Origin of the sequence: Cyclobacterium salsum (genome assembly GCF_010119245.1) — a bacterium.
In the GTDB taxonomy this organism is placed as follows: Bacteria; Bacteroidota; Bacteroidia; order Cytophagales; family Cyclobacteriaceae; genus Cyclobacterium; species Cyclobacterium salsum.
In genome coordinates this window covers 78,898-93,558 of record NZ_WNKG01000003.1, presented here as the reverse complement: position 1 = coordinate 93,558, position 14,661 = coordinate 78,898, and the positions used below count along the sequence as shown (strand labels likewise).

7 protein-coding genes are annotated in these 14,661 nt (G+C 46.8%); all 7 read right to left on the bottom strand.

The window, feature by feature from the left end; genetic code table 11:
* Positions 1-38 precede the first annotated feature (38 nt).
* The 7 genes from GJS45_RS05895 to GJS45_RS05865 all read right to left on the bottom strand — a co-directional run bounded on the left by GJS45_RS05895 (position 39) and on the right by GJS45_RS05865 (position 14,649).
* On the bottom strand, positions 39-2,360 hold the full coding sequence (locus GJS45_RS05895) for a PSD1 and planctomycete cytochrome C domain-containing protein (protein WP_162340552.1): 2,322 nt from the start codon (positions 2,358-2,360) through the stop codon (positions 39-41).
* 156 nt (positions 2,361-2,516) lie between these two features.
* Positions 2,517-4,052 carry an arylsulfatase gene (locus GJS45_RS05890; protein WP_162340551.1) on the bottom strand — a complete coding sequence of 512 codons (1,536 nt, stop codon included), beginning with the start codon at positions 4,050-4,052 and terminating at the stop codon, positions 2,517-2,519.
* Positions 4,053-4,087: 35 nt separating this feature from the next.
* Positions 4,088-6,703, bottom strand: a complete 2,616-nt coding sequence (locus tag GJS45_RS05885) for an alkaline phosphatase D family protein (RefSeq protein WP_162340550.1) — start codon at positions 6,701-6,703, stop codon at positions 4,088-4,090.
* A 5-nt stretch (positions 6,704-6,708) separates the two neighbouring features.
* A complete protein-coding gene (locus GJS45_RS05880) occupies positions 6,709-8,346 on the bottom strand; it encodes a RagB/SusD family nutrient uptake outer membrane protein (protein ID WP_162340549.1) in 1,638 nt (545 codons plus the stop codon).
* A gap of 36 nt (positions 8,347-8,382) precedes the next feature.
* The gene (locus GJS45_RS05875) at positions 8,383-11,763 is read right to left on the bottom strand and encodes a SusC/RagA family TonB-linked outer membrane protein (protein ID WP_235954630.1); all 3,381 of its coding nucleotides are present in this window, start codon (positions 11,761-11,763) and stop codon (positions 8,383-8,385) included.
* A gap of 106 nt (positions 11,764-11,869) precedes the next feature.
* Positions 11,870-12,859, bottom strand: a complete 990-nt coding sequence (locus GJS45_RS05870) for a FecR family protein (protein WP_162340548.1) — start codon at positions 12,857-12,859, stop codon at positions 11,870-11,872.
* 203 nt (positions 12,860-13,062) lie between these two features.
* Entirely contained in the window at positions 13,063-14,649 is a 1,587-nt protein-coding gene (locus GJS45_RS05865; protein WP_162340547.1) for a sulfatase, read from the bottom strand.
* Positions 14,650-14,661 lie beyond the last annotated feature (12 nt).

The following is a 14,661-nucleotide window of genomic DNA, read 5'->3' as shown; positions in this document are numbered from 1 at the left end:
AAGCTTTAAATCCAATCAGTTAAAGGGGTATAACGTGCTCAAGTTTTGGTAAGCGTCTCTTCCAGATTATAAAGGGCGACTATTACCTGCATCAGTGCAGCTGTTCTTTCCGGTGCCGTGGCTTCTTTTTGGGGAGATTCTCCCACAGTCAGCAGATTCTTTGCTTCTTGTGGATCCCCCTTATAGTGTTCCGATTCTTCCTGAAAAAAGGCCAGCAGCGCCTCCTTTTCCTCGTCTTTGGGAAACCGGCACAAAACACGGATAAAGGCTTCCTCTATGGCTTCTTCCGGTGAGTTGTGGGTGGTTATCAGGTTTTCAGCCATCACCCTGGAGGCTTCTAATACCATGGGATCGTTAAGCAATGCCAGGGCCTGCAAGGGGGTGTTGGTTCGGCTGCGGGTGACCTGACAAATATCCCGGTTGCTGCCATCAAAAATCAATAAGGAGGGTGGTGGCAAGGTTAATTTGATAAAGGTATAAATCCCTCTCCGATAAAGTTTATCGCCTTTATCTTGACGGTAAATGTTCAGCTCTCCCCTACCCGAGCTGGATGCTTCCCATAACCCTTCCGGCTGATAGGGCTTTACGCTGGGCCCACCGATCTCCGGAACCAGCAATCCACTGCTGGATAGCAGGTAATCACGAATCAATTCGGCATGCAGCCGCAAACGGGGATAACGGGCTAGATAAACGTTATCTGGGTCCTTTTCCAGATGTTCAGGTTGAATAACAGCCGATTGCCGGTATGTAGCAGAGGTAACGAGCACTTTGATAAGTCGCTTGATATCCCAACCGTTTTCACGAAAATCTACGGCCAGCCAATCCAGTAATTCAGGATGCGTAGGTAGTTTTCCCTGCATGCCAAAATCACCTGCCGACGGAACCAGCCCCTGACCGAAAATTTCCTGCCAAATCAAATTAACAAAAACCCGGGAGGTAAGCGGATGGTCCTCTGCCAACGCCCATTGAACCAATCCCAATCGATTTGGGGGCAAATCGGGATCAAATGGTTTGATAACGCCAGGGGTAGCAGCAGGCAAGGGATCACCTGTCGGTGCATCGTACACTCCCCGGTTCAGCACATGGGTGGGCCGGATGGAATCCTGCAAGTCTTTCATAATGGAAACCGCCACTTTGGCGGTGTCCGGATGATTAACAAAGGATAAAATCCCCTGGGTATCTTCTTCCTCTACCCAAATCAAAGGGGTTTTTGCCCTCACAGGAGAACCAGCACCACCTTCAAAACCTTTCTCCGGGGTATTATTAAAAAAAGCATACAGGCTGAAATAATCCTGCTGAGACACCGGGTCGTACTTATGATCGTGACACTGGGCGCATTCCATGGTTATCCCAAGCGTTACCTTACTGAAGGTATTGGTTTTGTCCAGCACATACTCTACCCGGTATTCCTCATCAATCACCCCTTCTTCTTCTGTGATTTTATGGTTGCGATTAAAAGCCGTGGCCAGTAATTGTTCTTTGGTTGGCTCCGGAAGCAAATCTCCGGCAAATTGCCAGGTCAAAAAGGTGTCGTAGGATAAATTTTGGTTGAAGGCATGAATCACCCAATCCCGGTAGGGCCATTGGGTCCGGATATTATCATTTTGGTAACCAAATGAATCTGCATAGCGGGAAATGTCCAGCCAGAGAAGTGCCATTTTTTCTCCATATGCTGGCTTTTCCAGGTAATAATCCACCATTTCCTCCCAGGACCGGTCCCCACCCACAAAGCTTTTTACCTCGTCGGTACTTGGAGGAAGGCCGGTAAGGTCCAGGCTCAGCCGTTTCAACTGGTAGGCCTTTGCTGCCTCCGGGTTGGGTTGCAGCCCCGTGGAATTCAGGCCGGCAAACACAAACTTATCGATGGGATGGGAAGACCATCCCGGGTGATTGTTTTCGGGTGGGGTATGTTTTTTTGGGGGGTCAAAGGCCCAATGGGTTTCGTATTCCGCCCCTTGTTGAATCCACTTCCGGATAAGTTGTTTATCCCGCTCAGAAAGTTTTAGGTTGGACTCGGGGGGAGGCATCAGCTGATCGGCCTCCTTCGATGTAATCCGGCTAAACACCATTGATTCCCTGAGACTACCGGGTACAATGGCATGGTTTTCCGGGTTTTCTTTCAAGGAGGCATAGGCCCCCTCTTCCTGGTCCAGACGCAATCCTGCCTCCCGCTTGTTCGCATCCGGACCATGACAGGCAAAGCAATTATCGGATAAGATGGGGCGGATATGGAAATTATAACTGACTTGTTCCGGGATTTTTTCGCTGATTTCTGCTTCTTCACAGGCGTATACCATTACACCGGCAAGCAACGGAAATAAAACACCTGTAGGAAAGTAAGAGCCCTTTTTTAACTGCATGGCAAGGATAAATTCATGATCCGTTTAAATTACAATCTATCCTGCAAATAACCAATTCCGTACCTGTAAAATTCGGCTTCTACTGCTCGTTGGAGAATATTCGAGAAGGGTATTAACTTCCCAGGAAGTATACCAAGTACCAATTATTCAGAAACCTCATTCCCCTAAAGCCGAGTACCTCCAGCGGGAATTAGAAGCGGGAACATGCTCTGCCGCTACAATGGTTTCAATCTCCTGAAGGACCTCGGGATTTTCTCCCGCTACGTCGTTCATTTCCAAGGGATCGGTGGATAAGTCAAACAGGGTCCATTCCGAATTCCCTTCGTGAATGGATAGCCGCATGGCCTTCCAATTACCCATTCTTACCGCCATTTGGCCCCCATAGGAAGGGAACTCCCAGTACAAAAAGGCATGTTCCTGCTGCTTTTCACCTTTTAATGCTGGTAGAAAGCTGATCCCATCGGAATCAAAAGGAGCTTCAACCTCTGCAATTTCCGCCAAAGTAGGCATGACATCGTAAAATACAGAAATGTGATCAGAATGTGTACCTGCCTCGATTTCGGCTGGCCAGGAAGCAATCATGGGCACCCGGATTCCTCCTTCATAGAGGAATCCCTTGCCATACCCTCTTTCCTCCCGAAATTTTCCGGCACTGTTAAACCAGGGAGAATCCGTCCCACCGTTGAAAGTAGGACCGTTATCTGACGTGAATATAATCAGGGTATTTTCATACATTCCTTGCTCTTTGAGTTGTCGCACCAAAGCTCCAACCTGTTCGTCCAGGTAGCTAACCATGGCGGCATAGGTAGCTCTGGGATATTGGGTGGGAAAATAAGATCGTTCCCCCAAATAAGGTTCTTCCTCTCCAAACTTTTCCACATAGTGGTCTATCCATCGCCTGGGTGCCTGCAAAGGCACATGCGGAATCGGGGTGGCCCAATATAGGAAAAAGGGTGCTTCCCGCTTTTGGGCAATAAATTCCTGGATGCGGGAAAACATCATTTCGGGGGCATAATCAGTCAGAAAATAATCGTCATAACTGTTCGGATCATTCGGGTCCGCACCCTCCGGTAGCTTTTTATTGGGCGGAACCGTATCGTTATCCAGGTACACCCGCCGGTCATTTTCCCAAAGATGTACCGGATACAGGGTATGGGCCTGCCGCTGGCAATTGTACCCGTAGAAGTAATCAAAGCCCTGCTGATTGGGCACGCCCACTGTATGCGGGGCTCCCAGGCCCCATTTACCTACTACTGCCGTGGTATACCCGGCACTTTGCAATAAGGTTCCAATGGTGGTGGTACCCTCGGCAATAGGGCGCTGCCCTTCCAGCGTGCTGTCCGCCAGCATGGCACGATAGTTCCAGACATCTCCCCGTTCTGCCCATTCATCGTTCCCCCTGACCTGTGCCCGTCCACTGTGCTTTCCTGTCAGTAACACGGCACGGGCCGGGGCGCAAACCGGAGAACCGGAATAGTGTTGGGAAAATAACATGCCGGAAGCAGCCAATGCGTCGATATGAGGCGTTTCGATCTTTTCCTGCCCGTAGCATCCCAAATCACCATATCCCAAATCGTCCGCCAAAATATAGATAATATTGGGAGGAGCGGTTGGAGGGGCTGTTTCGGAGGAACAAGCGATGGACAGACTTACAAACAAGCCACTGGCCAGGTAAATAAAGTTGATTTTCATTCTCGTTTTTCGTTCGGTACGGAAATAGGTTTTTTTTAGGCTTTCAGCGGCAAGGGATTCACCGCTAGCAATTTTTCATTGTGGACATCCAATGCCAGGCCAGGAAAAACCTGTTCCCGGCTTTGCAGATCCTCCCAAACCCGAACCAGGTAATTGGATTCCTTGAATATTTTAGGGCGGAAACTGGTTTCCCGTACTCTTAAGGAATAAACCAGCTCGCCGGTATCCTCATCCACTACCTGAACGATCGGGTGATGGCACTTACTCAGGTCCAGCTCTGGTAGCGTCCCTATCGATGCCCTGGCGTAGTTGTCTTGTTGGCTGATCGTTACCGGCCAACCAGTATACTGCCCGTTTGGATTCATTTCGGGATCCACGTATCTGGGCCAACATTCGATCCGGATATTTTTTTGGACTTTGTCAAAGGTGACCATCCCGTAACCGGTAGCCCTGTCGTAAATTAAAGCAGGTTCCCTCCCGGAAACATGCGGATTTGCGATGGCATGAACGGTCAATTTGTTTCCAAACCCATCTTCAAAATTACCGGTGTAATCCGGTCGCCCGGGCAATGGCACATGTCCGGCAGGTACTTCCGGCCACCAGCGCCTGGGGAAAAGGTTATTCAACGCCGGACCAGCAAAGGCGAATCCGGCATCTCCATGTTCCTCCACTCCGTAATGCACCACGGAGGCCAGGTGTTGATCGCCGGCCACATGGAGGGCAAAGGCTTTGCGGATCAGTCGCAGGGCTTCATCCCTTCCCTTTTGTGGCCAGCCGTTTGAATCCATGTCCGTGGTAGGGGCATCGCCAGATACGTACTCGCCCGGTTTGGGTATGGGTAATTTGGGAACGATGCTATCAATAATGCTGCCTTTGGGTAGGGTGGCCACCGTACAGAAATTGGTCTGAGACAATACGGCTTTCATTTCCGCTCCCTGACTCCAATCCGAAGACCAATGCTCCAGAAATTCCAGCTGCCGCTCGCCCAGCAAGTCCGCATCCACGTCATAATGCGCTTTGATATCAAATTCCGGGTTTTGAATGAAGCCATTAAGCACTTTAGCCTCTTCGGGCAACACATTTTTGGGAGCAGATTTGAATTTCCGGTCCTCCAGAATAGCAAAACTAATCCCGCCATAAAGCCAATCGGTATAATAAGTGGTAATCCCTTGTTTTACCGGGCTGGGGTCATAGGGATCGGGCAAATGACCGGTCTGGGTCAGCTGCACCATATTCACCCATTCGGGGGGCATTTTATACCCGCCCTGATCCTGGGCCACATAGCCCCATCCTTCATCGGTAGGCGCTGACTTTCCGGCTTCGCCCCATACGTTTCCATGATACACGTCGTGGTCGTCTGGAATAAAGGCACTGGGGATGTGTCGGAAAATTTCCCGGTAGGACCAGCCAAACATATACCATTTGCGCAAGTAATCCAGGCTAGATTTTTCGAGCGGGGAAGTCTGGATACCAAAACCTCCGGTACTTTCGTAAAACTGATCGCCAAGAAAGACGGCCAGATCTGGTTGGTGTTTCGGAACATGAGTACTGACCTCCTGATCTGGAAACCCATAATCCGCATTACAGCTAAAGACCGCCATTTTCACCTTTTCTTCGGAAGAAGGTTCCCGGGCAATGCTGCCTTCGTAAAAATAAGATTGGCTACCTGATTTCAGCGGCAGGTCCAATTTGACCCTGTAAGGAACGGCTTCTTCAGCATTCCAGTTTTCCTGCCGGAAATGCACTACCCGGCCAAGGGGATCCGGCTTGGCTTGTTGCAGGCTGGTCCATTGACCGTTTTTCTTTACCTGCAAACTTACTTCCATACCCGGTACCTGGTCTACGGGTGCCAACTGGGCGGCTAATTTTAACGTGTTGCGGTGAAGGGTATAATGAGCAAAGCAGATGGGGCCAAACTCCTGAGCAAGGGCACCCACGATCTTGTCTCCGGAAATTTGCCAATCCGAAAAGGCCACAGAAGGGCTTCCAGTAGCCTCCATGGGAAAATGGGTAATTAGGGCCAGATTGCCTTCACAGTTGGCGTTGGGTTGGGTATAGGTCAACATGCCCAGCAGTTTCCCATTATCCGAATCCAAGGCTTTTAATTGGATTTCGTTTCCTTTTACCTGCAGGTGAAGGGTCATTTCGGATTCCAGGGAGATTTCTTGAGTCCCTTTTTTTTCACCGATCACCAAATGCCCCTCTCCGTTGATGCCGGCATCCAGTCCCTGACCAAAAACCGCTGCTGAGCGGTAATCGGGGAATTTACCCTTAGCCGCCAGGCGAAAACCCGCATAGGCTTCCGGCATTCCTTTGGCGGCTGCATTGATCCATTCCAATTTTACCTCTAAGGCAAATTCTCCGGGTTCGGTTCCCAGTTGATGGGTAAGGCAATGAAGTGAACGGTTTTTGTCGGAGATTACGCAAACGGCACGACCATTACGAATTTCCCAGTCCTGCAGGCGGTTTCCCCAGTATTCCGGCCCCACCCAGGGCATGTTGGGCCATTGCTGCCAGGCACTTTGAAAAGCAGCCAGGGCTGATTGTTTATTGGATTTTGGGGCAATCGCAAAACTAGAGGATGCGCCAACAAGTAAATGCGGGGTAATGGATCCGAGTGCAATTGCTTTTACTACATGTCTTCTTTTCATAATAATTACTCTGCCAAATTTGGGTTTATGTTGGTTTCAGATTCAGGAATGGGCCATTGATCATCGACTCCCGGCCGGAAATTTTTAGTGGTGACATACCACCTGGACTGCGGATCCAGTTTTATGGACGTGGTAGGGTACCGTTCCGAATCCGGAAAGGGTGCTCCCCAAAAATCTCCATTTAAAACTTCATCTCCAATTTCCCAGCGCAAAATATCCCATAAACGGGAGCCTTCAAATGCCAATTCTATTCGTCGTTCCCTGCGAAGGATGTCCCGAAGTAGGTCCGGGTTGGTTTCGGTTATGGGAGGTAGATTTACTGATTCTCTTCCACGGACAAGATTTATAGTTTGATCAAGCAACTCCTGAGTAATGGTATTACCCGCTTCAAGTTCCGCTTCAAGATAACTGAGTAAAACTTCGGCATAGCGAATGATCGGAATGTTGCCACCATAGTCATTGCGCAGATTGCCACTAAACGATTCATCAAAATATTTTCTAAATCCAAATCCGGTACGCGTCGCTTGTTTGGAATAAGTTAGCTGATCCACGGATTGGGTTGAATCAGGATGGCATACATATCTCCTTCCCTGAAAAGTAGATTCATTCCAAATAAATGTATCTCTAAAGCGCTGATCTCGGTTGGCTCCCATATCCTCCTGAATGAACTTAGGATCATCATAAGAAAAAGCCGAGCCATCGTCAAAACCATATTCCTCAGCCAAGCTACCCAATGGATTAATGATGTGCCAACCACTGGAGGCAGCAGGGAAGGCATGCTGGGGCATGGCATTAGGGGCTAATCCTGAAACAAATTGCACACTGAAAATATTTTCACGGCTGTCTTCATTTTCTGTGGTAAATAGTGGGCCATATTCCGTATCTATAATATTATCACCATAATCAATGATTTGCTGGTACACTTCGGATGCCTCATCAAAGCGTTTTTCAGCGAGGTACAGCCTACCCAAAAAGGCCAGTGCAGCTTGTTTGCTTGCCCTTCCTATTTCGGAAGCTGGAATATCGGAAAATCGGGGCAGTCCATTTACTGCTTCTTCTAACTCCTGAATCGTGAAATCCACTATAACCGATTTACTTGACTTCTCCACATTATTGGCTTCATCCGGGGATAAGGTAGTCGTAACCAAGGGTACATCTCCCCAAAACTGGGACAGGTAAAAGTATTGGGTTGCCCTTAAAAAACGCGCTTCGCTTTTCATTCTCTGCTTGTTTTCTTCGGGCATGTTTACGTTATCAATGTTTTCCAGAAAATCATTGGTAATGGCTATCCTCCGGTAAGATCCCTGCCAATAACCATTTACGACATTATTATTAGGCAACAAGGTACCATCTGTCAGGCGGTTATAAGTCGAATTATCCCCTCTCCTATCATAGGCATTATCCGTAGCAAACTCCAAAAAAACGATCCCACAATACGTCCACCAATCTGAGGGGACGACCTGGGTTCCATAATTGATATTACCTCTATACATTCCGGTCAAAGCGATCAGGGCATTGGATTCGGAAGTCCAGAATGTTCCGCTAGCGAAGGCATCGGTGGGAAATTGCTCCAGTTTATCATCGCAAGCGATTCCCGAAATTAGCAGGAGCATAACTAACAATGGCTTATATATCGTTTTCATAAGAATATTCCTTTTATTGATTGAATTCATTTGTACTTAAAATCTGGCATTTACACCCAGGGTATAGGTGGCCAAAATGGGATAATAGGCCCCACCCGTATTGATTTCAGGATCCCAACCTTCTGCATAGGAGGTGAACGAAAGTACATTCTCTCCACTTAAATAGAGTCTTAGGTTTTGCAGTCCAATCCTTTCAAGTATAGTTGCGGGAAGTGTATATCCCAGCTGAAGGTTTTTTACTCTGAGGTAAGAAGCATTAGTTACCCAAAAATCGGAAATGACGGTATTGGGCGTTCCGCTGTTGGTAATGACCTCCAATCGGGGATAAGCCGGGTACCGTTCGGGACTATCGGGATCAAACCGGCCATCCATCTGCCATTTTTGAATATTTCCCAGATTAAAAAATGCCCAACCGGCGTAGTTATTCAAAAAACCACTTACGCCAGCCACGCCTTGTAAGAAGACGGATATGTCAAATCCTTTGTACCTGGATCCAAAATTCAATCCATAGGTATATTTAGGAATCCTGCTTCCCAAATAGGTCCTGTCGTACGTGGGGTCCACCCTACCATCGGGTACGCCGTCGGGACCACTGATGTCCTTATAACGTATATCGCCTGGCTGAGGGTTTGGTGTGATGGCAGATTGATTGGGCCAACCGGATATATCCTCCTCCGTTATAAAAACGCCGTCTGATTCATATCCGTAATACATTTCCATTGGGAAGCCTAAAAACAAGGTAGATCCATTGCCTACCATTCCATTAGGCTGTTCCACATTTCCCAGGCCTAACGTAACGACCTCATTATTGATAATGGAAAAATTCCCTGAAACATTGTATTGAAATTCATTGATTTGGTTTCGATATCCAAAATCGAATTCCCAGCCTTTATTTTTAGCCGCTCCGGTATTGATCTCTCCAATACCTACTCCTAAAATGGATGACACACTTGCAGTAGGTTGAAAAAGGATATCAGTCGTATTGCGGTTAAAATAGGTGAAATTAAATGATAATTTACCCTCCAAAAAGCTCGTTTCAGCGCCAAAATCCAACGTTTCAGTGGATTCCCAACGTATATTAGCATCCCTGTAATCAGAATAGGCTGCCCCCGTGGAAATACTGCCACCGAATGGGTAATTCCTACCGGAGTTAAGTACGGTTTGGTAAGGGTAGTTTCCAATATTCTGATTTCCCAAAATTCCCCAAGAGGCTTTTAATTTAAAATCGGAAAGCCAATTCCAGTTCTCCAGGAAAAGTTCGTCTGAAAGTCTCCAGCCCAGTGCCATGGAAGGAAATAGCGCATATTTATTATTTTCAGGAAACCTGGAAGAACCATCATACCTCAAAGTGGTTTCAAACAGGTATTTTTCGTCATGGTTGAATTTTACCCTTGAAATAAGGGATTGAATGGCCCATTCCGCATCAAAACCACCGACTCTCTGATTATCAGCCCCTCCCATACCGATTACTGTATAATCATTGCTGGGGAAATCTTGCCGGTAGCCATTGAAATAGGTATTGATTTGGTTTTCGAAAGTATAGCCCAACAAAAAGTCCAAATTATTTTTATTGAAACTTTTCGAATATTCTCCGATTAGCTGGGCTGTTTTGAAAATTTCCTTATTGCTGAATTGGTTCAGGTAGGATTGTGCATGAAAAACATCATCATTCAATCGCTGGGAAGCCAGGTAAGACCGTTGTTCGAGCAAAAATGAGTTGTAACCCCCAATGGCCGAAAAAACCAGTCCGTCTATCGGGGTCCAATCCAATTTCATGTTTATTCCAGTACGAGTTCTGGGATTGGTCAGGTAGGAATCTGATTGCAGCCATGATACAGGGGTTCCTCCACTTTCAGGACCAATGCCAAAATCTCCGTTTGAAGCCTGGCCCAAATAGACTGCGGGATACCTGATGGCATTTTGAATCAGCTGGTCATCGAGCTCTCCACCTTTATTTGCGGTGGCCTGGGGTTCATTTCGCTCCTCTATGGATCCAAATAATCTGGTGGTCAATTTAAAATGCTCCCCCAACTTATTTTCAAGGTTCAACCTCAGATTATACCGGTTATAGTTATTTTTGGGTACAATTCCCTCTTGACTTAAAATACCTCCTGAAAGAAAATATTTATTGTTTTCATCTCCTCCGTTCAAGGTAAGGGTATGGCCGGTCTGGACCCCATCTCCGGCAAACACATGGTCTAAAAACCGGGTATTGGGATAATTATCCGGATCGGATTGTGACCGGTAATTGGCTATGTCCTCGTCTGTAAAACTATTGCTACCGGAGGCGATATTGTACATGGCAGCATAATCCCAGGAATCTACAAACTGAGGTAGCTGAGTCGGCTGATTAACGCCCACATAGCCATTGTAGCTTACCGTCATTTTTTTGTCAGATCCATTTTTGGTGGTTACCAAAATAACCCCATTGGCGGCTCTGGCCCCATATATCGCAGCCGATGAGGCATCCTTTAGTACTGAAATGGACTGCACATCATCTGGGTTGATATCATTCATATTTCCCGGTATGCCGTCAATCAAGATCAATGCATTGGGTGTGGCTCCAAAGGAACCTACCCCTCTAATCCTGATATTGCCACCACTCTGGCCAGGCCTGCCAGACCTTTGAATAACCGTTACTCCCGGCATTTGACCTGTAATGGCTTGGGAGAGTTGCTGTACCGGGCGGTTTTCAATATTTTCAGCCGTGATCTGCGAAACCGATCCGATGACGTTTACTTTTTTCTGGGTTCCATAACCCACTACCACCACTTCTTCCAATGATGACTGGTCCTCCGTTAAGGTAATCGTCAGGCTGGTTTGATTGCCAACGGTTACCCGCTGGGATTGATAACCAATAAACGAAAACAGCAGCACGGATCCCTCAGGTGCCTCGATGGAAAAATTACCATCAATGTCTGAAGCCGTCCCTGTGGAAGTTCCCTCCACGAGCACAGTAGCTCCCGGTATGGGACTTCCATCCTGGTCTACCACTTTCCCGGTTATTTCTATAAAATCAAAAGAAATAGTGACTTCCACGCTTTGGTTGGTGGTTTTGGAGCCCCCGACATAAATGGAATTATTGACCTGCCTGAATTTCAATTTGGAAGTTTGGGCTACCTGTACCAGGATGTCATTGACCGATTGTCTTCCAGCTTTCAGGTTTACCGGACTCCTGCCAGCAAGCAGGTCGTCTGGGAAAATGAATACATAATCTGTTTTGGATTCCAGTACTTGAAAAACTTCCTTTAAACTCCACTCCCTATCGGCCATACGAAGGAAACTCTCATCGATCGGTTTGATCTGGGCTTTGGAGTCATTGGCCAGCAAGGTAGTCAGAAACACACATTGCAATATACAGCCGTATAGCAGGTTCTTGGATACCATCTTGATTAGGTATAGTATTTTTCTTTTCATAATTTTAGGTGTTTTATTGAATTGATTTCTTTAAAGCGGGCAGGGTAAAATGTTTCATTTGGCGATGGGAATTTTATCCTGCTTTTTGTTTTTATCTCATAGGCAATCAGAATTTTATGACTACATTTTTTTGATTGATCTGGTATTCAAACCCAAGGGAAAAACTCAAGCCGGTCAATATATCTTCCAGGCTTTCATTGTTAAATAAACCGGTGACTTTCCGGTTGTCTAAGGCTTTTGTTTCAAATCGTACACCGTACCAATTTTCAAGTGTTTGAAGGATTTCCTTAAATGGTTTGCTCTGAAATCGGATCTTCCCCTCCTTCCATAAGGTGGTTTGGTCCAGGTCAAATTTTGCTTTGCTTAAACCGGAAGCCATTTCAGACTGTTCTAAGGCCATCTCTCCCGGTAGAAGGGAAATTACCTGTGCATTTTTGGTAACATTGACTCGTCCTTCCGTTAGAGAAATTTTAACTCCTTCTGCTCGTGAATAAGCATTAAAGGCGGTGCCCAGGGCAGTGGTTGCCACAGCACCCGTTTTTACGATAAATGGCTTTTCTTTGTCTGGCGCTACTGAAAAAAATGCTTCACCTTCTAGTATTATTTCCCGGTTGTCGATCCCAAAATCAGAATAAAAAGTGAGGGTGGAAAGGGAGTTGACGACCACTTCTGACTTATCTGGAAGCAGCAGCCGTAATTTTTCACCTGCCGCAGTGCTTTTCTGAATTTTCATTGGGGCAACCTCCGCTAAAATGGGTTCTCCCTTCTTTGAAAATCCCAATTCATACAGAAAATAGACGGAAAACAGCAACAATAAAAACGTCGCAGCTACCTTTCCGAGTTTCAGAAATTGCTGAAAAATTGCCTTCCCATTATGAACCTCCTGATTTTTCAATGTGGCCTTGTGAATATGATCCAGCATTTGCTGCTGCTTAGATTGACTTACTTTTGCAGGCCTCCCGAAATTCCAGTCCTTTTCAATCAGGTTCAGAAAACGATCTTCAGAACCGGTTTTTTTCAGCCAATCCATTACCTCCCTATTATCTTTGGCTGTGGTAAGGTTATTTAAAAATTTTATTAGTTTTTCTTTTTTCAAGGTATTATTTCATTTTAAGCATTACACCTGAAACCAACATTTTACTTAGAAAAAGTTGAAAAAATTTAAGAAAAACTTTATTGGGAATAAAAATCCGGACTTATTTCACCAAAAGTTGAAGCTGAATGGAACCATTTCCTCCGACCATAGACATCTGAAAAAAATGATTATTGGGTCTTGATTGGTTATTAACTCCTTCAATATTATGGACGGTCCACCTCACTGCCCCACCAATTATTGCCGGGGTCAAACTCTTTGGACAGGAATTCCATCCGCTGTTTTTCCAAGGCTGGCATTCGAACATTTCTGACCCTGTCCAGGTACTCCTGTTCCTTTGCCGGATCATACTGGGGGTCTTTTTCTGGGTACAATGCGCCAACTTCCTCCAGGTAGGCAAAAAGCTGATTACTCAACTCAGCGACCAATTCCACATGATCAGCCGCCACATCATGGTCTTCTTCCAAATCCTGGTCCAGGTTGTACAATTCTTCCCTGCCATCTTCATAATAATGGATAAGCTTCCATTCGCCCAGCCGGATAATGGAGGAGGGCTCGCCCCCCTGATTCCCATAATGGGGATAATGCCAGATCAGCGGCCTTTCCTCGATCGTTCCGCCGGTAAGCAGGGGAACCAGACTGACGCCGTCGGCATGCTCTTCGGGTTTTAATTCCTCACCAATCAGTTCCAGCAGGGTGGGGTAAAAATCCGTACCTGTCACGGGGTCATCCGAGGTTTTTCCTGCATTGTCCAGAAAAGGGGTTTTGATAAAATAAGGCTCCAAAATCCCTCCTTCGAACTGATAGCCTTTGCCTCCACGCAGGGGGAGATTGGAGGTAGCAAAGGCATCTCCTGCAGAAACTCCTCCATTGTCAGAAGTGAAAACTACAATCGTGTTTTCATCCAAACCCAGTTCATCGAGCGTTTGTAACACATGGCCGACCGCATCGTCCATGGTTTCCACCAGTCCGCCGTAAACGGGGTTATCCTGCACCTGGCGGATAGGGAGAAAGTGTCCCATTTTGAATCCGGTCTCCGCAATACCGGCTTGTTCGGCCTTATCTCTGTATTTGGACCATTTTTCTTTGGTGGTCTGGATGGGAGCATGCACCGCATAAAAGGAAAGAAAGGCGAAAAAGGGTTTATCCTTTTCCTGTCTGATAAAATTGGCTGTTTCCCGTGCCAGGCGCATGGTCAGGCTTTCTCCGTCGCGGCCGCTTTCCAGATAGGGATTTTCCCAGGGGGCATAAAAGCCTCCCATGGGGCTCCCCTTATCCCAACCGCCTTTATTGATGTCAAAACCATGATCCTCAGGCAAAGATCCTTCTCCTCCCAAGTGCCATTTCCCGGCAAAAAACGTGGTATAGCCTGCCGCTTTCATGGCTTCCGGAAGGGTCGTATATTCCAGGTCTAAATGATCTTTGTTTTCCGGGGGCAATAATTTATTAAACCTTCCAGCTTCACGCCAGGCTTCCCCGGTTTTGGCACCTATCCAATCGGTGATTCCATGTCTTGCCGGAAATTTGCCGGACATCAGACTTGCCCGTGAGGGGCTGCAAACCTGGCAGGCCGCATAGCCGTTGGTAAACACCATTCCTTCATGGGCTATTCGGTCGATGTTTGGAGTCTCATAATAATCGCTTCCCATGCAGCTTAAATCGTGATAGCCCAGGTCATCTGCCAGTATAAAGAGTACATTGGGTTTTTGCTTTTCGGTCTGCTCCACTTGCTCCTGCTGACAGGAGGCCATCAGCAGGGCAGCGAGCAGAATCCAATTGGATTTTAATTTCATTGTTTTTTTATT

What these genes read in the sequence shown, in the direction of transcription:
- GJS45_RS05895 (WP_162340552.1), bottom strand. Translation starts at nt 2,360, where the DNA reads ATGCAGTTAAAAAAGGGCTCTTACTTTCCTACAGGTGTTTTATTTCCG.
- GJS45_RS05890 (WP_162340551.1), bottom strand. Translation starts at nt 4,052, where the DNA reads ATGAAAATCAACTTTATTTACCTGGCCAGTGGCTTGTTTGTAAGTCTG.
- GJS45_RS05885 (WP_162340550.1), bottom strand. Translation starts at nt 6,703, where the DNA reads ATGAAAAGAAGACATGTAGTAAAAGCAATTGCACTCGGATCCATTACC.
- GJS45_RS05880 (WP_162340549.1), bottom strand. Translation starts at nt 8,346, where the DNA reads ATGAAAACGATATATAAGCCATTGTTAGTTATGCTCCTGCTAATTTCG.
- GJS45_RS05875 (WP_235954630.1), bottom strand. Translation starts at nt 11,763, where the DNA reads ATGAAAAGAAAAATACTATACCTAATCAAGATGGTATCCAAGAACCTG.
- GJS45_RS05865 (WP_162340547.1), bottom strand. Translation starts at nt 14,649, where the DNA reads ATGAAATTAAAATCCAATTGGATTCTGCTCGCTGCCCTGCTGATGGCC.